The organism is Fibrobacter succinogenes, assembly GCF_902779965.1.
GTDB lineage: Bacteria > Fibrobacterota > Fibrobacteria > Fibrobacterales > Fibrobacteraceae > Fibrobacter > Fibrobacter succinogenes_F.
Genome location: NZ_CACZDK010000017.1, coordinates 1 through 25,926, shown reverse-complemented (window position 1 = coordinate 25,926; position 25,926 = coordinate 1). Strand labels below are relative to the sequence as shown.

At 46.6% G+C, this 25,926-nt stretch carries 22 protein-coding genes and 1 pseudogene; 11 read left to right on the top strand and 12 right to left on the bottom strand.

Annotation, left to right across the window (positions count from 1 at the left end; all coding sequences use genetic code 11):
* Positions 1-13: 13 nt before the first annotated feature.
* The 4 genes from HUF13_RS17315 to HUF13_RS08915 form a co-directional block, all read right to left on the bottom strand.
* Complete coding sequence (locus tag HUF13_RS17315; RefSeq protein WP_304038999.1) at positions 14-1,654, bottom strand: TIGR02171 family protein; 1,641 nt, start codon at positions 1,652-1,654, stop codon at positions 14-16.
* Positions 1,651-4,497: a TIGR02171 family protein gene (locus HUF13_RS08925; protein WP_173474802.1), complete on the bottom strand. Its 2,847-nt coding sequence runs from the start codon at positions 4,495-4,497 to the stop codon at positions 1,651-1,653. The genes HUF13_RS17315 and HUF13_RS08925 overlap by 4 nt, the downstream gene beginning before the upstream one ends.
* 122 nt (positions 4,498-4,619) lie before the next feature.
* Positions 4,620-5,456 (bottom strand): transglutaminase family protein, encoded by an 837-nt coding sequence (locus HUF13_RS08920; RefSeq protein WP_304038997.1) that lies wholly within the window; start codon positions 5,454-5,456, stop codon positions 4,620-4,622.
* Positions 5,441-7,396: a hypothetical protein gene (locus HUF13_RS08915; protein WP_173474801.1), complete on the bottom strand. Its 1,956-nt coding sequence runs from the start codon at positions 7,394-7,396 to the stop codon at positions 5,441-5,443. The genes HUF13_RS08920 and HUF13_RS08915 overlap by 16 nt, the downstream gene beginning before the upstream one ends.
* 159 nt (positions 7,397-7,555) lie before the next feature.
* Here HUF13_RS08915 and HUF13_RS08910 point away from each other — a divergent pair, with 159 nt between their 5' ends.
* The 5 genes from HUF13_RS08910 to HUF13_RS08890 all read left to right on the top strand — a co-directional run bounded on the left by HUF13_RS08910 (position 7,556) and on the right by HUF13_RS08890 (position 11,613).
* Complete coding sequence (locus HUF13_RS08910; RefSeq protein WP_173387792.1) at positions 7,556-7,780, top strand: TM2 domain-containing protein; 225 nt, start codon at positions 7,556-7,558, stop codon at positions 7,778-7,780.
* 151 nt (positions 7,781-7,931) lie between these two features.
* Positions 7,932-8,558, top strand: coding sequence for an RdgB/HAM1 family non-canonical purine NTP pyrophosphatase (gene rdgB / locus HUF13_RS08905; RefSeq protein ID WP_173474800.1), 627 nt, complete (start codon positions 7,932-7,934; stop codon positions 8,556-8,558).
* Positions 8,559-8,609: 51 nt separating this feature from the next.
* The gene (locus HUF13_RS08900; RefSeq protein ID WP_173474799.1) at positions 8,610-9,686 is read left to right on the top strand and encodes a tRNA-dihydrouridine synthase family protein; all 1,077 of its coding nucleotides are present in this window, start codon (positions 8,610-8,612) and stop codon (positions 9,684-9,686) included.
* Positions 9,679-10,641 carry a radical SAM/SPASM domain-containing protein gene (locus tag HUF13_RS08895; RefSeq protein ID WP_173474798.1) on the top strand — a complete coding sequence of 321 codons (963 nt, stop codon included), beginning with the start codon at positions 9,679-9,681 and terminating at the stop codon, positions 10,639-10,641. Before HUF13_RS08900 ends, HUF13_RS08895 begins: the two co-directional genes overlap by 8 nt.
* Positions 10,642-10,662: 21 nt before the next feature.
* Positions 10,663-11,613 carry a hypothetical protein gene (locus HUF13_RS08890; RefSeq protein WP_173474797.1) on the top strand — a complete coding sequence of 317 codons (951 nt, stop codon included), beginning with the start codon at positions 10,663-10,665 and terminating at the stop codon, positions 11,611-11,613.
* Positions 11,614-11,674: 61 nt separating this feature from the next.
* On the opposite strand, the gene HUF13_RS08885 is transcribed toward HUF13_RS08890, so the two are convergent.
* The 7 genes and pseudogenes from HUF13_RS08885 to HUF13_RS08855 all read right to left on the bottom strand — a co-directional run bounded on the left by HUF13_RS08885 (position 11,675) and on the right by HUF13_RS08855 (position 19,312).
* On the bottom strand, positions 11,675-12,412 hold the full coding sequence (locus HUF13_RS08885; protein WP_173474796.1) for a phosphatase PAP2 family protein: 738 nt from the start codon (positions 12,410-12,412) through the stop codon (positions 11,675-11,677).
* Between the two features lie 51 nt (positions 12,413-12,463).
* Positions 12,464-13,399 carry an Rpn family recombination-promoting nuclease/putative transposase gene (locus HUF13_RS08880; protein WP_173474795.1) on the bottom strand — a complete coding sequence of 312 codons (936 nt, stop codon included), beginning with the start codon at positions 13,397-13,399 and terminating at the stop codon, positions 12,464-12,466.
* A gap of 526 nt (positions 13,400-13,925) precedes the next feature.
* Positions 13,926-15,626 carry a CBM35 domain-containing protein gene (locus tag HUF13_RS08875; RefSeq protein WP_173474794.1) on the bottom strand — a complete coding sequence of 567 codons (1,701 nt, stop codon included), beginning with the start codon at positions 15,624-15,626 and terminating at the stop codon, positions 13,926-13,928.
* Between the two features lie 87 nt (positions 15,627-15,713).
* Complete coding sequence (locus HUF13_RS08870; RefSeq protein ID WP_173474793.1) at positions 15,714-17,255, bottom strand: sialate O-acetylesterase; 1,542 nt, start codon at positions 17,253-17,255, stop codon at positions 15,714-15,716.
* 153 nt (positions 17,256-17,408) lie between these two features.
* Positions 17,409-17,645: a hypothetical protein gene (locus HUF13_RS08865; RefSeq protein ID WP_173474792.1), complete on the bottom strand. Its 237-nt coding sequence runs from the start codon at positions 17,643-17,645 to the stop codon at positions 17,409-17,411.
* Positions 17,646-17,656: 11 nt separating this feature from the next.
* A complete protein-coding gene (locus tag HUF13_RS08860; protein WP_304038995.1) occupies positions 17,657-18,562 on the bottom strand; it encodes a cell wall metabolism sensor histidine kinase WalK in 906 nt (301 codons plus the stop codon).
* 149 nt (positions 18,563-18,711) lie between these two features.
* Positions 18,712-19,312 (bottom strand): annotated as a pseudogene (locus HUF13_RS08855) (response regulator transcription factor).
* Positions 19,313-19,794: 482 nt separating this feature from the next.
* Between HUF13_RS08855 and hisC the strand changes: the two are divergent.
* Entirely contained in the window at positions 19,795-20,904 is a 1,110-nt protein-coding gene (gene hisC / locus HUF13_RS08850) for a histidinol-phosphate transaminase (RefSeq protein ID WP_173474791.1), read from the top strand.
* Between the two features lie 122 nt (positions 20,905-21,026).
* Positions 21,027-21,908, top strand: a complete 882-nt coding sequence (locus HUF13_RS08845; RefSeq protein ID WP_173474790.1) for a pseudouridine synthase — start codon at positions 21,027-21,029, stop codon at positions 21,906-21,908.
* A gap of 7 nt (positions 21,909-21,915) precedes the next feature.
* On the opposite strand, the gene HUF13_RS08840 is transcribed toward HUF13_RS08845, so the two are convergent.
* Positions 21,916-22,479 carry a hydrolase gene (locus HUF13_RS08840; protein WP_173388407.1) on the bottom strand — a complete coding sequence of 188 codons (564 nt, stop codon included), beginning with the start codon at positions 22,477-22,479 and terminating at the stop codon, positions 21,916-21,918.
* A gap of 141 nt (positions 22,480-22,620) precedes the next feature.
* On the opposite strand from HUF13_RS08840, the gene HUF13_RS08835 reads away from it, so the two are divergent.
* From HUF13_RS08835 to HUF13_RS08820, 4 genes are all read left to right on the top strand, one after another.
* The gene (locus HUF13_RS08835) at positions 22,621-24,375 is read left to right on the top strand and encodes an adenylyl-sulfate reductase subunit alpha (RefSeq protein ID WP_173474789.1); all 1,755 of its coding nucleotides are present in this window, start codon (positions 22,621-22,623) and stop codon (positions 24,373-24,375) included.
* Positions 24,359-24,673, top strand: a complete 315-nt coding sequence (locus HUF13_RS08830; RefSeq protein ID WP_173474788.1) for a ferredoxin family protein — start codon at positions 24,359-24,361, stop codon at positions 24,671-24,673. The genes HUF13_RS08835 and HUF13_RS08830 overlap by 17 nt, the downstream gene beginning before the upstream one ends.
* Positions 24,674-24,683: 10 nt before the next feature.
* A complete protein-coding gene (gene cysD, locus HUF13_RS08825; protein WP_173347120.1) occupies positions 24,684-25,583 on the top strand; it encodes a sulfate adenylyltransferase subunit CysD in 900 nt (299 codons plus the stop codon).
* The coding region (locus HUF13_RS08820) for a GTP-binding protein (RefSeq protein WP_304038991.1) at positions 25,583-25,926 on the top strand (344 nt) is incomplete at its 3' end. The genes cysD and HUF13_RS08820, both read left to right, overlap by 1 nt.

Genomic DNA, 25,926 nt, shown 5'->3' with positions numbered 1-25,926 from the left:
GTGCGGCAATACTCTAGATGAGATTTCCCTTTGCATCAACAACCAAGAGGCGTTCATGCGTACGATAAGACTGTCCCACAAATTTAGCACCCGTCTTTCCGCCAAAATCAAGGAACAACGTTCTATCGCTGCCATCATTTGCTAATGAGGCATTACAAGCCTGTTCCCCACCATACCATACTGTATCAATTCCATTTGCGAGAGTCTTACCTTTGGGCGCAATGCGAGCACGCAAGATTCTAGCACCCGTTACAGCGAGCGTATTAGAGGCGTTCACGCCTCCATGATAAGCACCATCGAAAAGTTTTTCTGGCTTACCAAATTTTCCATTGGCAAATTTCACTTGCCACGTTGATGTCGATTTGAACGCAGCATCATCCTTATTATTGCCAGGATTCGTTACATAAACAATGACGGTATCGCCATTGTCAAGAACGCGCCAACGTGGAATCGCAGCACCTTTCACATCCAGCTCCACGAGGTTAGAGCCTTCGGCATTCAAATCACGGACATAAATCGACGATGCATCACTTTTGTTTCCTTCAATTCCAGAGCAATAAGCAACTCGTTTTCCATCTGGAGAAATATCGGGGTGATAAGCCTTTTGTGTTCCTTTAATATCAACAACAGAGACAACGCCACTTCCAAAATCAATAAAAGACAAGTTGCCTAAAAAATCATTGCGAAAAACCAGTTTCGATTCAAAAGTTCCCACGACATGCTTCATTTCATAAACATCCACTTGAGACTTTACAATGGATTCCTTAACGGCACCGCATTCATCAAGCCAAGTCGGCTTAGGAATCGCCCCCAAAGCAAGTCTAAATCCTAAATAATCGCCCTTTGTTGAAGAAACAACCGTATATACATCGCCACGGCTATACATATCGATCACAGAAGGTTCGTTTCTATAGCTTCCGCCTTTGACTACCCGTTCACCAAGGCTACCTTCATCGGCACCGCCAACAAAATCCATTATATAAGGGGATGCCGTAATAAAAGGTGTTAACCAGTCATTGACCCATTCAAGAACATTTCCCGCCATGTCATAAACGCCAATGCCATTTGCAGGCGAAGTCGCCACATCATGAGTATTGGATCCAGAATTATTGCTATTCCAACCTTTTTCAGGATTCCAATCATGGCTTGCCACATAAACCCATTCCGCTTCGGTCGGCAAACGGTATCCATTTACATTTTCATGAAAAACAAGTCCCTTTAAGTTGTCACAACTTCCTGAAGCATCAAAAGAAGCACTGGTGTATGTATAAACGGTATCCAATAAATTCTGTTTACTTTTAGCATTCGCATAAAGCACTGCGTCATAGAATGTCACATTCGTTACTGGGCGATTATCTCCATTTTCGCATTGAACATTTACATCCTTACGCAAAGCTTTATACTCACCGCAACTTACCTCATGCTCACCAATGTAAAAATCATACGAAAAAAGCACACTCATCTGGGGTTTCTCATTCTGCCGTGCATTGCTTGCATTTGTCCCCAAGTAAGCCGAATTTCCATGAGCGTTGACAAAAACAAAGCCTTCTATATCCTCATGCTCTACCGGATTTTCCGTAGCATGAGAACCACTGTCATCGCTACAAGCGTTTAACAGAGCAACAATCAGCAATAAAAATTCAAAGTATCTCATTTTTTTGCTTCCCATGACAATAAGAATTTATCCAATTTAGCTGTCAACAAAACACTTCCTCCATAACACAAATGGTCTTCATCGATAGCCATATTGTCTGGATACTCGTGCTTTCCCATTTTATTTTCATCCATCAATACAAAATTCGGATATTCCTTTTTCAAATTTTCAATTTCGCTAATCAGCTTTTCCGCAGAACTACGGCGCAAGCCATAGCGTCCAAAAGATCCTGTTTTTGCATAGGCAGGGCTTTGCGGGAAAATAAGCCCAACAACACGAATATTTCTCTTTGCAGCCTCTTTGATAATAGAAACAAGCGCAGCCATGCTATTTTCAATCAAATTCCAATGAGCATCAAGGTAGTTTGAATCTTGCTCGATTTCAGGATCATCACGCCAGGATTTGCATGCAGCAACCATACAACGCCCGCGATCTTTCATATAAATGCTTTCATCGGACGAGCCCACGGAATTTTCGGTATATTCAAGCAATCCCTCAGGATATCCATCACTCCAATAATCATGATTTCTATCATAGACATAACCAGGATAATTTTCAAATTCGTTATAGAAAAAATTGTCCCCATAAATACCATCTTGCTTATGCCAAAAATCAATATCAAGCGAAACAACGATATACTTGAGATTTTTCAAGTGCCTTAAAATATAGAGATTCAAGAAATCCCTTGACATATAAATAGAATTTGGAGTTTGTGCTAAATTAACAACAAAGAACTGTTGACTAAATCTCGTTGGAGATACACCAAACATCGGTCGTGACGAGCCCAAAATCACGACATTCGCAGAATCGCGGTACTTCCAAAGCAAATTCATTTTGAAACGCATAAGGATATTACCCCATTGATCAGCAGGATGCAAATAAACTCCCGCACTATCAGGGTCAAGTTCACTTTTTTCTGGGATATAATTTTGGGGGCGCCAGATGCACGGATGCCAAAGTTCATCGCCTTCCGCCAAATTCAAAACGGATCCATCGTCAACATTTACAAGCACTACCTTTGTATGAGCGCCATTGGGATTTGTAAGTGTAGCAACGATAAAACCGCCATTCGGTTTTGAGCTTATATAATTCAAAGCCCATTCTGCATGGTCAAAGCTGAAGCCATCCGGAGCCGCAATCGCTTTAATCAGTTTTCCGGTGCTATCGGCAATCAGCAAACGTTCATGCGTTCTATAACTTTTGCCAACAAAGTCGGCTCCGGTCTTACCACCGAAATCAAGGAACGCGACACGCTTGGAACCATCGTTTGCAAGCGACACATTACAAGCCTGTTCTCCGTTATACCAAACTGTATCACGACCATTCGCCAAAGTACCATTAGAGCTAGCAATACGAGCACGCAACAACCGCGCTCCAGTCACAGCAAGTTTGTTATCACTTGAGATACCACCATGATAGGCCCCGTCAAAAAGCTTCTGCGGAGTTCCAAAGCGTCCCTGACTATACTTCACCTGCCACGTACTCGTAGACTTGAAAGTCGATTCATTCTTATTGTCTCCAGCATCGGACACATAAACAATTACCGTATCACCATTTTCTAATACGCGCCATCGCGGAATAGAAACATTCCCCTTCACATTGATTTTCAACGGTTTCTCTTTTCCCAACGAAAGAGGCCGAACATAAGCTACGGATTTTCCAGAAACACCTTCCATTCCCGTGCAAAAAACGACAAGCCTTCCGTCTGGAGAAATATCAGGATGATATGAATCGAGGGTATCTACAATTTCTGAAACCGATAACGTACCATTGACGTAATCAACATACGCTAAATTTCCGGTCACATCGTTACGGAATACGAGTTTTGTACGGTATGTTCCTATATTATTTTTGACAACAGTTGCACTTGCCATCGGAATAATTCGGCTTTCACGCGCGCGGCCATCACTCCCCATCCACACTGCATTTGGAATTTTTCCAAACGCAATGCGAAAGCCCAGATAATCCGACTTTGCAGCCGAAGTCACAATATAGACATCACCGCGATTATATAGCTTTATCGAAGATGGATCATTGCGAAAACTGCCGCCCTTGACCACACGTTCGCCAAGAGCCCCACCATCAGGCCCACCCACATAATTTGTAATAACCGTGTCCTTAAAATACGCAAGCCAATCCGAAACCCATTCCTTTACGTTTCCACCCATATCGCAGAAATCACCATGAAGGCGCGGATATGAACAAACATTTTTGGGTTCAAAGCCAGAATTATGAGCATTCCACTCAATCGATGGTTGCCAGTCACGATCAGCTACCAAAAGCCATTCCGCTTCCGTTGGCAAACGGTAAGCATCTACTTCTGGGTGAAAAACAAGCCCTTCCATCGTGATGCAGTTTCCGTTGGCATCAAAAGAAGCCGTGGTATACGTGTAAGCTGTATCGTAACCTTCACGCTTGCTGCGCTCATTCGTATAAAGCACGGCATCGAAATAGGTCACTTTTGTCACTGGCAGCAAATCCGAATCTTCACCATTACACCGATCATCAAAAGTTGTCCCCATAATGGATTTAAATTCGGCGCAAGTAACCTCGTGCACACCCATGGAGAAATCGTAATCCAAGGCAACACGCAACTGCGGGCGTTCATTCGCCTTCGCTTTTGTGGAAATCGTTCCAAGATACGAAAGCGAGCCTCCGCTCGAATTTTTCACTTTCGAAGCTTTGACGACAACCAATCCGTCATGGAGTTTATCATTTTCCACGGGAGCATTAAGCCAAACGTGATCACCATAAAAAGTATCACAACCCGAAAAAGCAAGCAAAAACGATACCAGAAAAAGTACCTTTTCAAGGAACAAGGGATGAGCAAAACAGTTAAACATTTTCTCTCTAAAAATAGCTTTTTAAACCAACCCAAACCAATGTTCAGATTGATTTATTCCCCTTAAAAAACACGCCTTGATCATCCATTAAACACGCCTTAATTATCCATTAAAATAAGTAATCACAATGAATTTGGCAATCTATTTTTAGCAATGGTTTGATTTACATCAATTCCCGGATATGCCGGAAAAAATTCTTCGGCCATACGGTACCACGTAAGCGCGCGAGGGATATCTGTTTCAAGGAAAAGATTACCGATATCAAAAGCTGCTAGGCCCACAAATTCTTTAGGTTTGAGCGGTCTAAATTCTAGACCAGTCCAAGGACCCTTTTGATATTTTTCACGATATTCAGCATCGGTGTACGAATACCCACGACGGTTCGGTTCTAGATTAAACGACGCATTCGACGATTCATAGCGCAAAAAAACATGCCCCGGCAAGAGAATCGCATTCAATGGCAAATGACGCGATTCCGCTACCATGAGCGCAAGCCATGAAAGCCCCATGCAACCGGACTTTTTATTTTCGAGAACGCGGAGCGGGAGCACAGATTCTTTGGCAATCGCGGCTTCACCCGCCCCGGCAAATTCAATATCCCAAAATTTCCATAGCAAGTTTTTCAGCGATTCGAGCGTGTCACGAGATGCGGCAACACTGCTGTCAAAAAAAGCTAGCCCCTCGTTCCATGCAGGAATGGAATCCAAACAAGAAGGTGCACGTTCTTCGAAAACGCAAGCCATTTCGCGATAGCTCATATTCTCGGAACGCCCGCTCCAAAGCAACAAAGCAAGCGCCACAACAACAGCGATAAAAAGCGCAGACCAGAAGAGTTTAGACAATAGACGAGAGACGAGAGACGAGAGAGAATCTTTTTTTTGATTGTCACAGCGATAATTCTTTCGTCTTTCGTCTGTAGCGAGCATCGCGAGCGTTCTTTCGTCTAGATACCGTCCCATTCCATCGGGCTCTGCCAGAAGTCACGAGCAGTCATCATGTAAATCACGAGACGCTTGCTCTGCATGTCCTTTTTCATTTTCTTTAAGCGGCTGCGAACGCCTGGGCCACCGCCCCAGCTCGTAAGCACTTGTACATCAAGGCCTGTCGCATAAGCTAGGAGCGAACCCGGGCCACCGCTCTTCTGGTCCACAGATTCGAATACGCCCGTGAACGAATCGCCCATCAAGAGGATCGGTGCATTTTTGCCACCCTTATAAGCCTTGTCGCCCTTGTAGATTTTCATACCGGCAAGCGTATCGGCAGGATATTTGGACTTTTCCTTATCGGCCAAATGAGCGACGAGATCGCCTTCGCGAAGCACCACCGTATCCTTCATCACGAGACTTCCCGGTTGCGGGTTCGCATCGGCATACCAGCTGTACTGCGTCACGCGGGAGGCAAGTTGTTCCATCGCGGCAAGCATGCCTGGCAAAGCCCAATGCGTATCGTAGCGCTGGTAGCTGTAATGCGGAGGTTCGTCACCCGAGCGAGCAGCCTTCAAAGACGGATACAAATCAAGAACATCGATCCCGGCAGCAAGCATTTCACGAATAAATTCGCGGCCATTCACGTTCACACACAAGTCTGCATCAGTTCCTTTAATAAGTTTATCCGCATAGATTTCTTCTTTCACAGGAATCGGCACCACTAAAAGTTGAATATTTTGCGATTCCAGATATTGCTTGAGTTCAATCATGCGAGGGAGCGGATTGTGGAGGCTATCCTGAGCGCTAATTTTATCTGCAACAAGATAATTTGCGTTGCGGCGGAACCAGAGCATGCCGTTGTCGGCCCAAGCATTTTGCTCTTTCGGGAGCTTTGCCAATTTTTTCTTTAATGCTTCGCGGAACTTCTTTGTCGCAGGCATTGCAGGGCAGCTATTTTCAAGTGACGCAAGCGTTTCCAACCGCGCATACGAACTCGTATCGAGCGTACGGTTTACAGGCACAACTTCACCGGCAGCTGCAAGAGAATCAGCAACAGCGGCAGCGCGCAACTGCTCATTCGTCAAGCGGAACGCAGGAACTTCAAAAGCAACCCACATCGGCTTACCCATCGGATTACCGCGCATCACAGCAAACGGACGATTCGCACGAGAGTTTTCCCAAATTGCACCCGGAGTATGTTGTTCCAAATCGGTATTCAAAGTCGGATACCAGTACGAAGAAAGCGTACGAGCCCAGTTCATAGCCTCTTCGGAGTTCATTTCTGCTGTCATGTAATAATTCAAGACTTCAGCAGATTCACCCCCCGAAACAATCTTGAGTTTGCCATAGAACGGAGCGCGTCCGGTCCAAACAGCGGGCATCACTTCGGCCCACCATTCCACCTTGCCTTGATTCTCACCGGTTCCAGGAACGCCCCACAAACGGCTCACCGTCTGGAACGCACGGAACACATCCGGTTCATCCCACTTGACAGCTTCGACTTCATTCAATGTTTTTGTAAGGGCGTCATCACCCGTCTGCGCATAGAGAATTTTTGCAAAAGGTTCCCACGCAATCGGCGCTACCCCCGCAACAGCATCCGGTTCATATTCCGAAATAGAATCGAGCATCGGGAACGGGTATTCCGCAATCGGAGCTTTGGCCTTTTTGCCGGTATAGTTTTCAGGCTTTTCGTCCATCCCCGCCATGCGAATCGGGTTCGAGAAATACGCCGCAAAGTCAAGAGCCGCAAGCGTTGGCTTTTCAACGACGCGAACTTGCTTATCGAAATCGAGCACGCGCATTTCGAAGACCGTTACAGGAGCCGCATAAACCGGAACATGCACCACAGGCGGCGCGGATTCCGTAGCCTGTACAGAAGGATTGACAGATGGCGCAGCACAGGATGCAGCAAGGAACATGCCCGCCGAAAAACCGGCAAGGCTCAATAAGGAAAGAGATATTTTTTTCATTTTCACAAAAAGAATTATAATAAATGTTGAAGCTAGCAGAATCGGTCTTTGGTCATTAGTTATCAGTTATGGGTTACCAGCTATTGACTATTGACCATTGACTATCGACCATTGAACACACATTTTCTAAATTATAATCGTAACAAACAAGGAGTCTTTATGCCCGCTAAAGGTGAACATAATAAATGGATTGCGCTCATCCTATGCCTCATCCCTGGTTTTTGCCTCGCCCCCATTTTCATTTTTCCCGGGATCTGCGGTTTGCACCGTTTCTACGAAGGGAAAATTTGGACGGGACTTCTTTGGCTCTTTACCGGTGGACTTTTTGGTATAGGAACTATAGTTGACGCCATTTTGATAGTCATGAAACCGGAGAAGTACTAGCTAGTGATTAGTGGTCAGTGGTTAGTGGTTAGGATTGCAATAAGAATGTTCCTTTTACATCCCTACATACTAACCACTATTTACTAGCCTCTGCTTACAAACCACTAAATTCATTCCTGTTTACTAACCACTGCTTACTAACCACTAATTTATGAAACACCTTTTTGTTATCGCAACCGGTAGCGCCGGAAAAATTAGAGACTTCGCCCATATTTTGGGAACCGATCATTACGAATTTAAAACATTAAAAGATATTGGTTTCGACGAAGACATTATCGAAGACGGAGACTCGTTTGCCGAGAACGCCATTATCAAATCGAGCACAACAGCTCTATGGCTCGCCAAACGAAACATCGAAGCAACCGTACTCGCCGATGATTCCGGACTCGAAGTTTTTGCATTGAACGGCGAACCAGGCATTTACAGTGCCCGCTATTGCGGCAAGCACGGCGATGATGAAGCCAACAACGTCAAATTGATGCAAAAGCTTGAAGGCATCGAAGATCGCAAAGCCCGCTATTTCTGCGCACTTTCGTACCAGACCGTAACCAAAAACGAAAGTGGTAAATTTGTCATTAGCGAGCCGATTATTTTCGAAGGCGAATGCCGCGGCGAAATCAATCACGCGCCCGTTGGCAACATGGGCTTTGGCTACGATCCGCTTTTTGTTCCGGATGGCGAAACAAGAACGTTTGCGCAAATGGAACTTGAAGAGAAAAAAGTTATCAGCCATCGTGGAAACGCCATCAGAGCTTTGAAGAAAGCACTCGGAAAATAACGAGAATAGCCGAAAGTTCGCAAGAATTTAAAGGTTCGCAAAAATCGCGCCATGTTAAAAATTTTATTCGCACCGCTACAAGGTTACACGACGGGTATTTATCGAAAAGCCCACGCTGAAATTTTTGGCGGAGTGAACGCTTATTACGCACCATTCTTGCGAATTGAAAACGGGAAGCCGCGCGAAAAAGATTTGCGCGATTTAGAATGCGCGAATGCTGATTGCGCAAATGCAAAATGCGCGGACATCGCGGAAGGGAATGCGCGCGATTTGAATGCTCGCGAGATTCCGCAAATCATCGCAAACAGCGTCGATGAATTTAAAATTCTCGCAGACGCATTAATCGCCAAAGGCTACACGGAAATCGACTTCAACATGGGATGCCCTTTCCCGATGCAAGTCAATCGTCATCGCGGTGCCGGGCTATTGAACGATGCGCCAACCGTCCAAAAAATCATGGACGAAATCGCGAAATTATCTAGCGCCACAAACGAAACCGCGCCGGCAAATGCAAAAAAAACTGCGCCGATAAAATTTTCCGTGAAGATGCGGCTCGGGCAAGAATCCCCTGACGAAGCTTTTGCGCTCCTTCCAATTTTAAACGAAACACCGCTCACACAAATTACCCTCCACCCAAGGCTTGGCAAACAGCAATACAAGGGCGCTATTGATTTTAAGTCGTTCGAAAAGTTTTATGAAGAATGTCGTCACCCGCTCATTTACAACGGCGACATCACAAGCGTTTCGCAAATTTGTGAAATGGAACGACGCTATCCGAAGCTCGCTGGCGTGATGATTGGCCGCGGGATGTTAGCGAAACCGAGTCTAGCTGCGGAATACAAAGCTTTATGCAGCAATGAGGAATCTAGTTCCGCAGAAACCCGTAATATAAACGGCGCCGCCACCCCGCTGAATTTTTTCGACAAGCTTCTCCAAATGCACCAAGTCATATTCGACAACGCTTGCAAAACATTCCAAGGCGATAGTCAAATTCTTTCGCACGTGCAAAGTTTCTGGGAATATCTAGAGCCCAGCGTCCCCAAGAAAATTTTCAAGCGACTCAAAAAAGCAGGTAAACTCAGCGAATACCAAGAAGTAATTATAGAGATGAGGGGCAGTCGTGAATAGCGTCTATATCGAAATCACGAATGTCTGCAATTTGCATTGCAGCTTCTGCCCATGCGGAACTGCCATGAACAATGAAAACGCAGCCAGCAACGGATTAGCCGCGGACAATTCGCCGACTTTCGCAAGCCGCACATTCATGGATTCCAAGCTATTCGAAGCATGCATCGCAGGCGCACAAGAAATTGGAGCAACAAACGTCTATTTTCATGTTCTCGGCGAACCCACGCTCCATCCAGGCTTTGCGCATTACATCAAAAAATTAGAACAAGCTCCATTAAAGTTAACACTTACAACAAACGGAACAACAATCGAGCGCTCAGGCCGCCAAATTCTTGCCTCACCCGCTGTTCGACAAGTCAACTTTTCAACACACGCGTATGCCGAACTCCCCCGCGAAACCGCGGAACGATATTTACAAAACGTTCTAGATTTTTGCAGCCTTACAATTGTCGAACGCCCCGATCTTTACATCAATTTGCGTTTGTGGAACGTTGGCGCCGAAGAAGTCACGCCATGGAACAGTTACATGCTAAGCCGCATCCACGAGACTTTTGGCGTCGATGTCACACCTGGGCATTTTTGCAGCCGCCACAAAAGTTTCAACATCACAGGCCGCCTTTACCTGCACGAAGATACAAGATTTGAATGGCCTAGATCAGACGAGAGAACGGGCAAAGCCCTTTTGTCATCCCGGACTTGTTCCGGGACAAGAGACGAAAGAATTGCAGGCACTTGTCGCGCTCTTGACACGCATGTAGCAATTCTTCACGACGGTCGCGTTGTCGCCTGCTGCCTCGACCATAGCGGACAAATTACACTCGGCCACATCGGCGAACAAGGCCTTGCAGAAATTCTCGGCTCGCCCACCGCACAAAACATTCGCGAAGGATTCGCGCAACACGAACTACGCCACCCATTTTGTCAAACCTGCACATTCTGCAAACGGTTTAAATAACTTTTTAGTTATTATTAAAGCATGAAAATTACGGTTCAAGATTTCACGGGCATTTACGATTACCAGCCATTCATGCAAGAACTGCGCGCAGCCGCAGAAACATGCAAAAACATTTGCAGGCTCGACTGCACGAAAATTGTCGGTACCGACTGCTACTGCGATGACGAAGCCGTAAAAACAATCAACGAAATGATTGACGAAGCCGAGAATCGCGACAGTACTGAAAGCAAATGCATGATCAAGAATCGCGACAATTCAGCAAACGTGCCGGCCATTCACTTTTTTGACAACGGCAATTATCATTACATGAGCAAACTTTGGACCGACAGAGTTCAAGAACCGTTCACGCTCATTGTTTTCGATCACCATCCCGATATGCAGCCACCCCGTTTCGGCGGAATTTTAAGTTGCGGTGGCTGGGTCAAAGAAGTCCTCGACAACAACAAGTTTATTCAAAACGCCATAATCATCGGAGTCAAAGATGAACTCGTGGAAACCGTCCACAAAGAACTTTCACAATCCGAGGAAGCGGATATTTTAGATAAAGTTACATTCATCAAAGAAAGTGAACTAACCAAACACTCGTCTCAAACATTTCTCTCGTCTTTGACGCCATCGGCGTCAGGTGCTGCGGTTCGGTCATATCAGCAAATAAATTTGCCGTTGCGACACTCACCTGGCAGCCTACTCGTCTCTCGTCTTTCGTCTCCATATTCCCTCTACATTTCCATCGACAAAGATGCACTCTCGTCCGCTTACGCCGCAACCAACTGGGATCAAGGTTCGCTAACGCTCGATGCACTCAAAGAATGCATCACCACCCTAGCCGCAGGCCACAAAATTCTTGGGATTGACATCTGCGGAGAACGCGCCCATGATTTCGAAGGCAACGAGCACCTCACAGTCCAAGAAGCGGATACGCTCAACAACGCGCTTAATCGCGAACTTGTCGAGTTCTTGCAGAAGATTTAATTGCAATAGACACGCGCAAATTTCGGCACCAATAAACTTCTGCTAGTCCACTTTTTCGTGCTTATCTTTTGCTCTTGGCTGAAAGCCTCCTGAACTCGGCACGAGCCTTGCGCATATCGGCATTGAAAGATTCATCCGCATGCAAACGAGCATAACATCCTGAAATTATCAACTTCGAAGCATCCACATCACTTTGCCAGTGGAATCCCGCAATCACACGACTTTGCCCCCACTCATAGCCATACTTCAGCAACGCATCTTGAGCAGTGGGGTTGATTTCGGCAAGCAAAAGCGCCATTGCCCACCCGCGAACCGTATGGCTCGACGGGAACGATCCCGTATTGCGATGTTCTTCGTCTGCGCTCGGAATAAGCGTCGATTCGTTAAAGTATTCGTAAGGGCGCGGTCTCTTGTAAAACTGCTTGGGGCCACGAGCCGCAAGACGCATCGTCAGCACGCCACGCTTGAGAACATTCAAAATCGCCGGAGTTTTCTTTGACGAAATTTCCATGCCGAAAGCTTCGCTGAACAGTACCGCCATTTCAGCAACATCAACCGTAGCCTGTGCAAGCGCAAGAGCGGCACGCGCAGAATCTGCACGCATGGACTTTCCCCACACATATTGCGAAGAATCATACGCAAACGCAGCCGAACCCACCTTTGGCGGAGGCGGCAAAAAGTTGAGCGCATTCGGAAGCGCATCCGCATTCATGTACAACTTGACATCGTCAGCGGCACCGCAAAAAGCAACCCCACAAATAGCTACAGTAAAAAGAAATCTTGAAATAATTTTTTGCATCAGCAAAGCCCCTCACTTTGGTTATATAAAAATATAATCAAAAAAATGTCTCTATTCTTCAAGCTGACTGCGCAGCACAACGATGTCTTCCAAAGAGAGATCTGTGACCGCGGCTATTTTTTCATCTGAATCACCGAGCTTTATCAAATTCTTTGCGATTTCACGCTTATTTTCGGAGACTCCTTCTGCAACTTTCGCGTTGATATCATCCGCGAACTCCTTGAAGAATCCCTTCCTCAGAGCATTATGATCCCAGACCTTGTGGTACATATTCCGATAAGCCTCAAACTCTTTCTTGGAAAACTTAGACACTTTTGCACTCTCCGTCAAGTCCTTGAATTTTTCTTCATCCAACTCCTCGGGAAGTTCCTTGAGCCAATTGAGATAACGGAAGAAAAACAGCCACTTACTCAAGTCACTAGAAGTCTTTTCAATAAAGAAGGGAACCTTCGAAAGCTCAATTGTCGTAAAATTAAAGGAATCCATAAACTGCACGCCACTATCCATGTCGATTGCAGTTGCTCGGTGGACAGCCCGCTCATCGCAGAAAACAGGGAAACGCGTCAAGGCAATCACATAGGTCGGCTGAACATCAAAATTCCAATCATCTCCAGGCTCAGCCTGGTTTGCAACCATTTCGCTCGCGTAAAACGCAAGGCGTTTCATGAAGTTGTCCACTTCGCGAATCAGCACCTCGATTTCAATCAAATTGCCAGCATCATCCTTACAATGCAAGTCAAAAATCGCCGTGCGTGACGCCTTGCTACCACTTAGATTCTTCGCCACATTACGCGTCCACACATTTTTGATAGGCCGCTTAAGTTGCGGTTCAAGCAAGTCATTCAGCAGATTTATGAGGTTACTTCGGCTAGTGGGTTTGTCCGGATCAAAAGCCTTTTTGAAGGCCAAATCCACCAACAGGTTTGCATACGGGCTCATTTCACCCGGTTTCACGATACAGTCCTTGAAGGACTTGCGCTCTTTCATCTTTCACTCCTTCCCCGCAGACAAGCAGAAACAGCGGGGCATTAATTGCTAATTACGGCAGCATTCAACTATACATTTGAACACTAATAATATAAATTAAACAATGGAATCCGTCAAGAGGACTGCAAAATATTGTCGATAAATTTTTGCGGACGAAAATTTTGACCGCAAATCGCTCGTAACTTCAAATTATGCAAGCGGGACTTGCACAAATCACGCTACATACAATATCTTTTGGAAATCGGAGAAAAGTTTTTTTTCAAATCCTTGCCGGTCACGCCCTTTTATCGCAGGTATCCTTGATTTACCAAATTTTCGGTTCCAAGAATAAGAGCTTTTACTCAAAATTTTTATGCGCCCCACACCGCGAAGTGTAGAGCTATGTCAGCGCTAATATAAATAAAAAATGTACTAGATTCCGGGTCAAGCCCAGAATGACGAGTGAAAAGGTGATTCCGGGACGAGCCCGGAATGACGTATGAAAAAACGAGATGCCCCGTCAAGCGGGGCATGACAAAGCAAACATTCACTTCACGGCAATGAACTGGTGGCGTTCAACACCTGCGCCGGGAGCCGTCATACGCATCACGTATAGGCCAGCAGGCAGTCCACGCGTTATCCAAGCAACGTCACCGACTTTCGCAGATTCCACATTCATGCGGCGCACCAACGCTCCCTTCGTATCGAAAATGCTAACGCGATAGACATTCGGAGCAACCGCCGAACGCAAATTTGCAAAGCGATTCGATGTCGGCTTTTCTTCCGTTGTATCTTTTTCCGCGGCCTTTACGAGCATTACATCGAACTGGTCGATGTTTGGGCCATCTTTACCGTCAAGTGTTGCAAATTTTACAGCGTTTTCACCCGAGGCTAGATTAATCAAGACTTCGGCAGAATCCCAAACGGTCCAAGCGCTTGTTGCCTTGAAAGGCGCTGTCACTGTATCAAGCCCTGCGCTCACTGTTAACGAACGTGATTCGCCAGAGCCGTTCGCAAAATCAATACTTAACTTGTATTGACCCGCGGTATCAACCTTGACTTTCACGACGACATCACCGCCTTTGTCAAAATTCACATAGCCATCGCCGTGATAACCTGCATTGCTACTTTCAGAAGTGCCACCCGTAATCGTTCCTTTTTCGGCTTGGTACTGTTTATCCGGTGTCGGTGGCGGCGGTTCCACGTAATTGGCATCGCATTCCGTCGGGTTCTTGAGCGTAGCCCCTGCATTCGCTTTCACGGCGGCTTCGACTTCACTTGCCTTGAGCATAAAACTCGTGTATTCATACGGCGGAGTGAAAGAGGTTCCCGTTCCTCTCGTGTTGCCCGAGCAGTTCGTAAAAATGTTGTCTATAACTTCATTCACGCCTGTGCCGTTTGCGTTGCCTGTATAAATTGGGTTCGATTCGTTGATGAACACATTTCTTTCGGTGCGCACTTTACACATGTGGCCAGCAGAAACGCCTAACACATCCGTTCCGTTCGTGATGCTAGCATCACCTGTCAAAAGGTTATTCACCACATGCACATTTCCGTAGCGGCAACGCGGTTTGCGCTGGTTTGCAGCCTTCCACCAGTTGAACATGTAAGTCACGTTCAACTTGCCTTCGCTTACGGGTTCGTTATCGGAACTTCCAATGAGGTTCGATAAGTTGTGTGTACTCTTTTTCTTATAGCCAAAAATACACCACGTAAATGTAACGTTGTCCGAACCTTTCACTACATCGGCATTGCCATCTTGCCCATCCCAAAATTCGCAATGGTCAATCCAGATGTTTTTCGATTCGCCTTCAATCGTGAGGTTGTCCCACGCTTGGTCGGCGTTGCTGCCTGGGCCCTGAATCACAATGTTTCGGATGATGATATTCGAAGCCTTGCTTGTGATGTGGATGGGAGCCTTCAAAAGTGTTCCCGGCTTAAGGCCAATAATCGTCTTATTCGACGCCGTAATATTCAGGCGGCTGCCCGTCGTTCCACTCCAGCCATCGCCAAGCGTACCGTCAATGTAAATCACACGCGGAGAAGAATCCTTCGCGTACTTTTGCAAATCGGAGAACGTTTTTACGGTAATGGGAGTTGCGTTTCCGCCGCCGGTCACATTAAACTCGGTCGAAGTACGGCCCGAGCGAGTCGCCCAGCCAATCGGCTTGCACTGATCCACCGCAGCAGATGCACAAACCGCAAACGCACACAACGTTACCAAGACTTTGTTAAAACACTTTTTCATCTCACACTCCTTTATCAATCCTAAAAATTCACTGGATTCTTCGCGATGCTCCGAATGACGTGCTAGGTTAGACGGTATAAATGCTTGTCATCTAGCAACCGCTTTCACATACAAATTCTTCATTCCCTTAACATTCATTTTCGCTTGTTGCATCGCATCGTTTGCATTTAACGCGCGAATCGTACCAACACAAACACCCATCGGGTCAAAGACCATATAATTGCGCGGTTCAGCCTTCGCTTGCAAGCGCCCGCGAGCAATAGGCAAAGATTCACCTACAAATTCAATCCAGTCAATATTGACATAATTTCCGGTAATCAAAATCTTGAGAACGTGCGGACCTTCGGTCAAATCAACGGTCCCAACATCGACTGTTTCGTAGGTTTTCCAATCCTCGCCCGTCTTGGACGCAACAAAAGCAGAACCAAGTTCCTTGTCGTCGAGCAAAAGCTGGAAACCCGATGTTTCAGAACCCGAAGCGAAGCGTACCCTGATCTTGTATGTTTCAGTTTTCTTGACATTCACGGAATATTCCAGCCATTCGCCTTCCATGGTATAACCCACAGCGTAGCCATCCGCGATTTCTTCGATATCTACGCCATCGTTGCGGTAAGCATTACCCTTGTTTTCGGAATCGTCATCCTTGTACGAACTGTTACCGCTCCCGACTCCCGTAATATCGTAGTTTTCGGCTTGAATTTTCCCAGGTATCACGGCAGCATCACCGGCCACAGCTTCGCCATTCTCGATTTTTCCGAACGGCTGTTGCGGCACAGGTTCCACCGGAGTACGAACAACAGCTTTAAGCATTTGTTCTGCATAGCGCTTACCGAATGTCACATAGGCATCGTGATTAAAGTGGTAGCGGTCTACCCCGTTTCCGCCAAGATTCTCGGAAGTCGCATAATAAGTATTGTCCATGGTATTCGGGAGTTTCGAAACACGATCAGAATAGCAGCAACCATCGCGCAAAAGTTCACCCGCCACAAACGGCACCGTATCCGAACTCATGTCAAGCGCTTTCAAAATATCGTCACGCGTTTTCTTCACAATTTTCGGCCAATCCGAATAGCCACCATCCGTTTCGCCCTGGTGGAAAATAAAACCTTTAATAACGCCGACTTCTTTTGCTTTCTTGGCAATATCGACAATCGTCTTGTAAACGTTTCCATCGCTAGCATATTCCTTGGCATAGTTCTGGAGCCATGTTTCCGCCGTCGAAAGGTAACTTGCGTATTGGTCTTTATCAAACAACTTAATACTTGCACCGCCCACCGCAACAGGAATAATCCCTACGGTCACATCGGGCATGCTATCGGCCATCGTACGGCCAAACCAGTCCGCGATAGAAATTGTATTGCCGCAGTTAAACAGCGAAGGCACCGCCGGATAAACCTCGCCCAACGTATTGCGACCTTTGCCCGAGCACTTTTGCGTTGCAAAAATCTTGAAGCGCGGATGCTCCGCCTTATCTGCACTTTGAGCATCTGCTGTGCCGCCCATATTGGACTGGCCATAGGCAATATAAATGTGAAAATTGGGGTCCGGAGCCGCATGGAGCGTACCGAACAGAGAAATACCGAGGGCAAAAGCCATCCCAGCAAGAGTTTTAGAATATCCCACAAACATGTAAAATCCCTTTTTAGAATTACACCTAAGTGTAATCTATATTATATGGAAGGGTAAATTACACCCGTTTGCGCTATTTTTTTAGACATTTTGTCAAGAGCGATATCCCAAATTTCGGGAAAAATCGCCCCAAACGCACTTTTTTAACGATTTTTACTTTTTCAGTCGATGATTCAAGTGAGCTTCGACCACGTTCACAATGTAGTCACCGAGCTTTTCGCAGTCGTTAATGATATCCATGTAATGCACGCCCACGCGATGTTTGGTCATGGTTCCAAGAACAGCGCGAAGGTGCCCGCCAGTGAGTTTTTGCAAGCCTTCGCTCATGGTTTTCATACCGAACATGAGGAGCGCAAGGCAACCGATCATTTTAAGAATTGCAAGAATCATAGTACTTTATTTTATTTTGAAAATGAGTTAAATCCGACTTGAATTTCTGTACCAAAACCGACTGTAGATTTTAAGTGGATCGTCGCATGGTGAACTTCGGCAATATGCTTTACAATCGCAAGGCCAAGGCCCGTGCCGCCTGTTTCTTTGGAACGGCTTTTATCCACGCGATAAAAACGTTCAAAAATACGCGATTGACTTTCTTCGGGAATTCCTATTCCCGTTTCTTTTACAACAATAGCGTTCGGTTCTACAAGTACGACAACTTTTCCACCTTGTTCCGTATAACGGATTGCATTATCGACCAAGTTGAAAACCATTTCGTAAATAAGTTTAGAATTACCCAAAATTTCAGCAGTTGGATTACCATCTAACGAAAGCTGGATAGACTTTTTGTTGGCATTCAAAAGAAGGCTTTCAATGCAACTGTGCGACAAGTTCCAAAGATTTATTTTTTCACTGAGGTCAAACGGTTCACTTTCGCGATTGTTCAATTTCGAAAGCGTAATAATATCATTTGCAATCGATTGCAAACGCTTTGCCTCTTTATGAATTTTGCCCGCAAAAACCTTTACATCTTCGGGTTTCGCCATGCCGCTTTCAATCAGCTCCGCATAGCCAGAAATAGAAGTCAGCGGCGTTTTCAGTTCGTGCGAAGCATTGGCCGTAAATTCATCTTTCAAATGCGAAATTTTCTGTTTTTCATTCGACAATTGTTCAATCGTCAATTGCAATTCCAAATCTTGTTTACGAATAACATTTACAAGCGGTTCAATTTCTTTGTAAATATTTTCGATATTCATCCATTCTGGTGTTCCAAGCTGGTCTACCAATTTTTGTAGCGGGCTAATAAAGACTCGACTGAGTCCAATCGCAATAAGAATCGCCGCCACAACAATTGCAGCAAGCAACGCCACAAGGTAAGGAATCGTTTTGGAGTAAGCCTGCTTTAAGCTAGCCTACCGCGTTCCTAGTCGAAGTACATTTCCATCATTCAAGCGTTTCGCAAAAAAGAAAGCCTTCGCTTGAAGCGTTGTCGAATTTAAGCTATATCGTATTCGGTCCTTCATTGAGCCTTGTATCCAACATTGCGAACTGTTTGAATTATCGCGCCCTGTTCGCCTAGCTTTTGTCGGAGCGTCTTAACATGCATATCGACAGTTCGTGTATCCATATTAAAATCGACACCCCAGATTTTCTCTAGAATCTGTTGTCTAGAATAGACAAGCCCCGGATGCGACAATAAAAGTTTTAAAAGTTCGTATTCTTTGTACGTCGATTCTTCACTTTCAGAATTCATCAGGCCAGAACGGCGGAGCAAGGCGCGGACTCGAGACACAAATTCAAGAATGCCAAAAGGTTTTGCAATGTAATCATCGGCACCCAAATCAAGGCCCTTGACCTTATCCAGTTCCGTACTTTTGGCGGTGAGCATAATGACAGGAACATTCTTTGTATTTTCTTGTGTGCGAAGACGTTTCAAAATACTTAAGCCATCTTCGCCAGGCAACATGATGTCGAGAATGAACAAATCCGGGACGCAAGCTTTGATTTCTTCGTCAAGTTTTTTTTCCGCAGTCAAAAGATTTAACTTCAAAGCCACTACTTTTGAGCGCGTAAGTCTCAAGTTCACGGATTTCAGCATCATCTTCAACTATATAAATCATATCCCTTCCTACCAATCAATACAGTATCAAGATAAAAAGTGTAATGGATTAATTCAATGCTTAAAATGGCGAATTAGCAAATGTTTTGTGTAGACTTCACACAGACTTTACAATTCTTTACGCAGCATTTACGCTACGGTCCTCAAATTCCACGAAAAAGCTTCAACCCTCTAAACTATTCATCAGCACTGGACTTACGAGAATGCAATGTTTCTATGACGCGATCTAAATATCTAATCGATAATGTCTATTATTTAACCGCCGAAGCAATAATAAAAAAAATTGCTATAATTCTTTTCGGATTACAAATCTACAGGATCCATCGACTCAATTATACAAGTGTCCTTTAAACCTGTATGGATCCCCTCCCTAACGGTCGAGGATGACAGTTAAAAAGCACTCCTTATAAAGAAGTTCAGAATGAATCCTGACTACAAAACATTAACCTCTAGTAACTATTAACTAGTAAATACTAACTAAAAATGGATATCAATCAGCTCGCACAACAGCACATCTTGAAGCAGCCGCTCTACGTGACCGGCAAACCCATCGCCTACACCGCTCGTGAATTCGGCCTCGACCCGAAAGACATCGACAAGCTCGCCAGCAACGAAAACCCATTTGGCCCGAGCCCGAAAGGCATGGCCGAAGCTCGCAAGGCTTTGGAAGAAGTGAACCTCTATCCGGATGGCGGTTCTTACGACCTCATCGGAAAGATCGCTGAATTCCGCGGCGTAAAGCGCGACCAGATTGCTGTGGGTAACGGCAGTAACGAACTTTTGGACATGATTGCCCAGGTGTTCCTCGGCCCCGGCACGGAAGCCGTCATGGGCAACCACAGCTTCGCTGTTTACAAGCTCGCCACGATGGCCATGAACGCCAAGATTGTTGAAGTCGATATGCCCGCTCCGGGATACAACTACAACCTCAAGGCCATGCGCGACGCCGTGAACGAAAAGACCCGCATCGTGTTCCTCGCCAACCCGAACAACCCGACCGGTTCTGACCTTACCGCTAAGGAAATCCTCGACTTCGCCGACAGCCTCCCGGAAACTTGCGTTCTCGTGATGGACGAAGCCTACACCGAATTTATCGAAGACACGCCGGAACTCGTCCCGGATTTCAACAGCCGCATCGCCGCAGGCAAGAACATCATCTGCTGCCGTACATTCAGCAAGATTTACGGTCTTGCAGGCCTCCGCGTGGGCTACTGCATCACCCGCCCGGAAATCGTCGCACTCATCAACCGCGTGCGTGAACCGTTCAACGTGAACAGCATCGCTCAGGCTGCCGCCATTGGCGCCATCGACGACCAAGAATACGTGAACAAGGTACGCGAACTCAACAAGAAGGGTCTCGAACAGCTCAAGGCTGGTTTCAAGGAACTCGGCCTCGCCTACGTCGACAGCCACGCGAACTTCATCGCCGTCAGCGGATTCAAGGATCCGATGGACGCCTTCAAGTTCTTGCAGGCCAAGGGCACTATCATCCGTCCGCAGCCGGCAATGGGTGACGTGCTCCGCATTACCGTTGGTACCGAAGCTCAGAACAAGAAATGCCTCGAAAACATCAAGGCATATCTCGGCAAGTAAATAGCTGAATTAAATCCGCCCAAACGTCATGTTGAGCGAAGCGAGACATCCAGTAGAGTCTTGATGAATACTCGAACTGGGACATTCGCAATTTTCGCTCAGTATGACGTTATTTTTTATAAATGAACAAATTCCGCAATAACAAATGGAATAGCAACTCGCAAGCCACGAAGGAAAAGCCTCACGGCGTTGCTCGCGTTATTTCCAAACGCGGATTTTGTAGCCGAAGTCAAGCAGAAAACATGGTCCGCGAGGGCCGGGTTTCTTTGCGTGGTAAAATCGTGCACGACCCGGACGCTCCTGCTTACGAAAACGACAAGATTCTTGTAGACGGCGCACCAGTGACCGCAAGCGAGTTTGTTTACTTTATGATGAACAAGCCCCGCGGTTACGTAACCACGGCAAGCGACGAAAAAGGGCGCACAACCGTCATGGATTTATTCCGCGAAGAGTACGCCAAGATGTTCCCCGGCAAGCCTGTACCGCATATTTCGCCCGTGGGCAGGCTCGACGCCGCCAGCGAAGGACTGTTGCTGTTTACAAACGATACACAATGGGCAGACGCGTTGTTACAGACGAGAGAACGGGCAAAGCCCTACAGACTAGAGACGAGAGCGTCGCGCAATCCAAATGTCATCCTGAGCGAAGCGTCAGCGAAGTCGAAGGATCCAGTAACAGCTCTTCACACAAAAATTTACCGAGTGCAGGTTAACGGCCACCCCTCCGCCCACGACCTCGCAAAAATGGAAGCAGGTTTCAATGTACCGCCCCGCGTCTTTGGCGAGAGTGAAGAATTCATGCACGCCGTTCGCGCCGTTTTCCACCGCGAAAGCGAAAAGAACAGTTGGCTAGAAATTACTTTGGACGAAGGCAAAAACCGCGAAATCCGTCGCATGCTAGCACACCTCGGCTACGAAGTCTTGCGCCTTGTCCGCATCAAGTTTTGCAGTTATGAATTAGGCGATTTAAAGCAGGGCGAAATTAAAGAAATCCGCCCCAAATAAGAACAAACTACGGTCTAAAAGTTTTCAGAGCCGCAATTGTCCGAGAAATCAAATCGTTCAGTTCCCAGCCCAGCAAATTCGCACCACGTTCAATGACTTCACGAGAGCAGCCTGCCGCAAACTTGGGCGATTTATACTTTTTCAAAACAGATTTCAGTTCCAGATCTTGCACGCTTTTTGATGGACGCATCAATACGACAGCGCCAATCAAGCCCGTCAATTCATCAACGGCGTAAAGGACTTTTTCCATTTCGTGTTCAGGCTTCACATCGACCGTTATAGACCAGCCGTGACTTGTCGTGGCATGAATCAGTTCTTCGGAGAGCCCCGCTTCTTGCATGAGTTCACGTTCTTTGATGCAATGCTGTTCGGGCCACTGTTCAAAATCGAGATCGTGCAAAAGCCCAACGATTCCCCAGAATTCCTCGTCTTCGGCATAACCGAGTTCACGAGCGAAATATCGCATGGTGTTCTCGACAATTTCGCCATGTTCGAGGTGGAATGGATCCGAGTTGTATTTTTTGAGGAGTTCCAAGGCTCCTTCGCGTGTAATTCCTGCTGATAATGCCATGTGCCAAAATATAACATTTTCCAATCAGCAACGGAAGTGATTTCTTAATACAATTTTTTTATCAATAGCGATATGAATTAAGTATTGGACGTTTGAAAAAGAGCGTTCTATATTTGCGAAACCCGAAAATGTGGAGGCGCTGTGAAAATAGAACGGATAAAAACAGATTTGCTGATTATCGGCGGCGGGACGGCTGGTTGCTACGCCGCGATTACAGCCGCACAAAATGAGCAGAAAGATGCCGCGGGCAGTAAAGGTGCAAACCTCAAAATTCTCATCGTCGAAAAAGCAAATATCAAACGAAGTGGTTGCCTCGCGGCAGGCGTAAATGCATTGAATGCCTACATTACCGAAGGCCACACACCCAAAGATTACGTGGAATACGCGAAGAAAGACGCCGATGGGATTGTTCGTGAAGATTTACTTTATTCTATATCCGAAAAATTTAACGATGTCACAGCGCACTTGGAAAAGCTGGGACTTGTCATCTTGAAAGACAAGGACGGCAAATATGTGACGCGCGGAAATCGCAACATCAAAATCAACGGCGAAAACATCAAGCCGATTTTGGCTAATGCAGTCAAGAAGCTCCCCAATGTGACCGTGTTGAACCACGTGAACATTTTTGATTATGCCGTTCACAACAACAAGATTAACGGTGCATTCGGTTTTGGAATCGAGAACGATACATTCTACGCTATCGAAGCGGACGCCGTCATTATCGCCACAGGTGGTGCTGCAGGGCTTTACCGCCCGAACAATCCAGGATTTTCTCGCCATAAAATGTGGTATCCGCCATTCAATACGGGCGCAGGTTACGCCATGGGAATCCGCCACGGTGCCGAAATGACCACCTTCGAAATGCGATTCATTGCGCTCCGTTGCAAAGATACAATCGCACCGACAGGAACACTCGCGCAGGGTGTGGGCGCAAAGCAGGTGAATTCCCTTGGCGAAGTTTACGAGACAAAGTACGGGATTTCTACTTCTGAACGCGTTTACGGAACGGTCGCTGAAAATCTGGAAGGTCGTGGTCCATGCTACTTGAGAACTGAAGGGATTTCGGCAGAACAAGAAGAATCGCTTTTGAAGGCGTACCTGAACATGGCTCCTTCGCAAACAATTCGTTGGCTTGAAAACGAAACTCCCTCCAAAGCAAATGTGGAAATCGAAGGTACGGAGCCTTACATTGTAGGTGGCCACACCGCAAGCGGTTACTGGGTCGATACCAAACGCGCAACAACCATCGAGGGACTTTACGCCGCAGGCGATGTAGCCGGAGGCGCACCGCAAAAATATGTAACGGGCGCACTTGCCGAAGGCGAAATTGCGGCGAAGAGTGCCGTGGAGTATATTAACGCAACGGTGGATTGCCACGCCCCCTTACAGGGGTCTCGCAATGACGTAGAAACCGAAGCAACCATCAAAGAAGCCGAAATCGCAAGCCACGTCGCAGAAATCGAAACATATCTATCACAGAAAAATTCGCTGTACACGACAGAGCAGCTTGAAGAAGCCATGCAAGAGACTATGGACTCTTATGCAGGCGGCATCAAGACGGGCTACGGCTACAGCGAAAATCAACTAGATATCGCTCAAAAAGAAATTGAAAGGATTGAAAAACTGACGGATAACTTGAGCGCCACCGACTTGCAAGAAGTCATGTACATCTACGAACTCAAGGAACGCCTCACAGTCTGCAAGAGCGTCATTGCGCATCTCGCCACACGCCACGAAACGCGCTGGCACAGTTTTGCTGAGAACCTAGACTACCCTGAAAAAGACAACATTCATTGGCGAAAGTACGTGAATTCCCGTTTAGTCAACGGCGAAATCAAGACATTCACTCGCGAACTTACCGCAGAAGGGCAAAAGAATTATGAGCATCAACATTGATCCAAACATTTGCATCGGCTGCGGAAAATGTCACGATGTTTGTCCAGGCACGCTGATTAAAATTAACGAACAAAAGAAGGCATTTATCAAGTACCCTAAAGATTGCTGGGGTTGCACTTCATGCATCAAGGAGTGCCCCGTTCACGCCATCCGATTTTTCCTCGGCGAAGATATTGGCGGCAAAGGCAGCCAGGTACATACCGAAAAAGTAAACGGACTCGTTCGATGGATTGTTGAGTTTCCCGACGGAAGCGTAAAGCACATTGACATCGACCCAAAAGAATCCAACAAATACTAGGAGTTTCACAGTGAGCGAATATTCACACCTCGACGAGCTGGAAGCCGAAGCAATCTACATCATCCGCGAAGTCGCTGCCGAATGCGAAAAGCCGGTGATGCTTTATTCTATCGGCAAAGACAGTTCCGTCATGTTACATTTGGCCATGAAGGCCTTTTACCCCGAAAAGCCGCCTTTCCCGTTCTTGCATGTAAACACCACCTGGAAATTCCGCGAGATGATCGAGTTCCGCGACAATATCGCGAAAAAGCTCGGTATCGAAATGCTGGAATACATCAACCAGGACGGCGTCAAGCAAGGTATCAATCCGTTTGATCACGGTGCCGCCTACACCGACATCATGAAAACGCAGGCGTTGAAACAGGCGCTCAACAAGTACGGATTCACCGCGGCATTTGGCGGCGGCCGCCGCGACGAAGAAAAGTCCCGAGCCAAGGAACGCATTTTCTCGTTCCGCAATTCCGCGCACGCCTGGGATCCGAAAAACCAGCGTCCCGAAATGTGGAAACTTTACAACACAAAAATCAACAAGGGCGAAAGCATCCGCGTTTTCCCGATTTCGAACTGGACCGAAAAAGACATCTGGCAATACATCAAGCGCGAAAAAATTGACATCGTTCCGCTGTACTTTGCAGCGCCGCGCCCGGTTGTGGTGCGCGACGGCAACATCATCATGGTAGACGATGAACGTTTTCCGCTTCGCGAAGGCGAAACGCCCGAAATTAAGTCGGTACGTTTCCGCACGCTCGGCTGCTACCCGCTCACAGGCGGCATCGAATCGACCGCCACTACGCTTGACGAAATCATCGACGAAACATTAAGCGCAGTCTCCTCGGAAAGAACTTCGCGCGTTATCGACAACGAAGCCGCCGGAAGCATGGAACGCCGCAAGAGGGAGGGATATTTCTAATGAAAGGTTTATTGAAGTTTATTACTTGCGGTAGCGTTGACGACGGAAAATCAACCCTTATCGGCCATATTCTTTACGATTCCAAGTTGCTCTATGCCGACCAGGAAAAGGCTCTGGAATTGGACAGTAAAGTCGGTAGCCGCAGCGGAAAAATCGACTATTCGCTTTTGCTCGACGGCCTTATGGCCGAACGCGAACAGGGCATCACCATCGATGTCGCGTACCGCTATTTCACGACGGATCACCGCAGCTTTATCGTTGCTGACACTCCGGGGCATGAAGAATACACGCGCAACATGGCCGTGGGCGCATCTTTTGCCGACCTCGCAGTGATTCTCGTAGA

Excerpts from the sequence above, each read along its gene's own strand:
- HUF13_RS17315 (WP_304038999.1), bottom strand. The coding sequence starts at position 1,654 with ATGAGATACTTTGAATTTTTATTGCTGATTGTTGCTCTGTTAAACGCT.
- HUF13_RS08925 (WP_173474802.1), bottom strand. The coding sequence starts at position 4,497 with ATGTTTAACTGTTTTGCTCATCCCTTGTTCCTTGAAAAGGTACTTTTT.
- HUF13_RS08920 (WP_304038997.1), bottom strand. The coding sequence starts at position 5,456 with ATGGGACGGTATCTAGACGAAAGAACGCTCGCGATGCTCGCTACAGAC.
- HUF13_RS08915 (WP_173474801.1), bottom strand. The coding sequence starts at position 7,396 with ATGAAAAAAATATCTCTTTCCTTATTGAGCCTTGCCGGTTTTTCGGCG.
- HUF13_RS08910 (WP_173387792.1), top strand. The coding sequence starts at position 7,556 with ATGCCCGCTAAAGGTGAACATAATAAATGGATTGCGCTCATCCTATGC.
- rdgB (WP_173474800.1), top strand. The coding sequence starts at position 7,932 with ATGAAACACCTTTTTGTTATCGCAACCGGTAGCGCCGGAAAAATTAGA.
- HUF13_RS08900 (WP_173474799.1), top strand. The coding sequence starts at position 8,610 with ATGTTAAAAATTTTATTCGCACCGCTACAAGGTTACACGACGGGTATT.
- HUF13_RS08890 (WP_173474797.1), top strand. The coding sequence starts at position 10,663 with ATGAAAATTACGGTTCAAGATTTCACGGGCATTTACGATTACCAGCCA.
- HUF13_RS08885 (WP_173474796.1), bottom strand. The coding sequence starts at position 12,412 with ATGCAAAAAATTATTTCAAGATTTCTTTTTACTGTAGCTATTTGTGGG.
- HUF13_RS08880 (WP_173474795.1), bottom strand. The coding sequence starts at position 13,399 with ATGAAAGAGCGCAAGTCCTTCAAGGACTGTATCGTGAAACCGGGTGAA.
- HUF13_RS08875 (WP_173474794.1), bottom strand. The coding sequence starts at position 15,626 with ATGAAAAAGTGTTTTAACAAAGTCTTGGTAACGTTGTGTGCGTTTGCG.
- HUF13_RS08870 (WP_173474793.1), bottom strand. The coding sequence starts at position 17,255 with ATGTTTGTGGGATATTCTAAAACTCTTGCTGGGATGGCTTTTGCCCTC.
- HUF13_RS08865 (WP_173474792.1), bottom strand. The coding sequence starts at position 17,645 with ATGATTCTTGCAATTCTTAAAATGATCGGTTGCCTTGCGCTCCTCATG.
- hisC (WP_173474791.1), top strand. The coding sequence starts at position 19,795 with ATGGATATCAATCAGCTCGCACAACAGCACATCTTGAAGCAGCCGCTC.
- HUF13_RS08845 (WP_173474790.1), top strand. The coding sequence starts at position 21,027 with ATGAACAAATTCCGCAATAACAAATGGAATAGCAACTCGCAAGCCACG.
- HUF13_RS08840 (WP_173388407.1), bottom strand. The coding sequence starts at position 22,479 with ATGGCATTATCAGCAGGAATTACACGCGAAGGAGCCTTGGAACTCCTC.
- HUF13_RS08830 (WP_173474788.1), top strand. The coding sequence starts at position 24,359 with ATGAGCATCAACATTGATCCAAACATTTGCATCGGCTGCGGAAAATGT.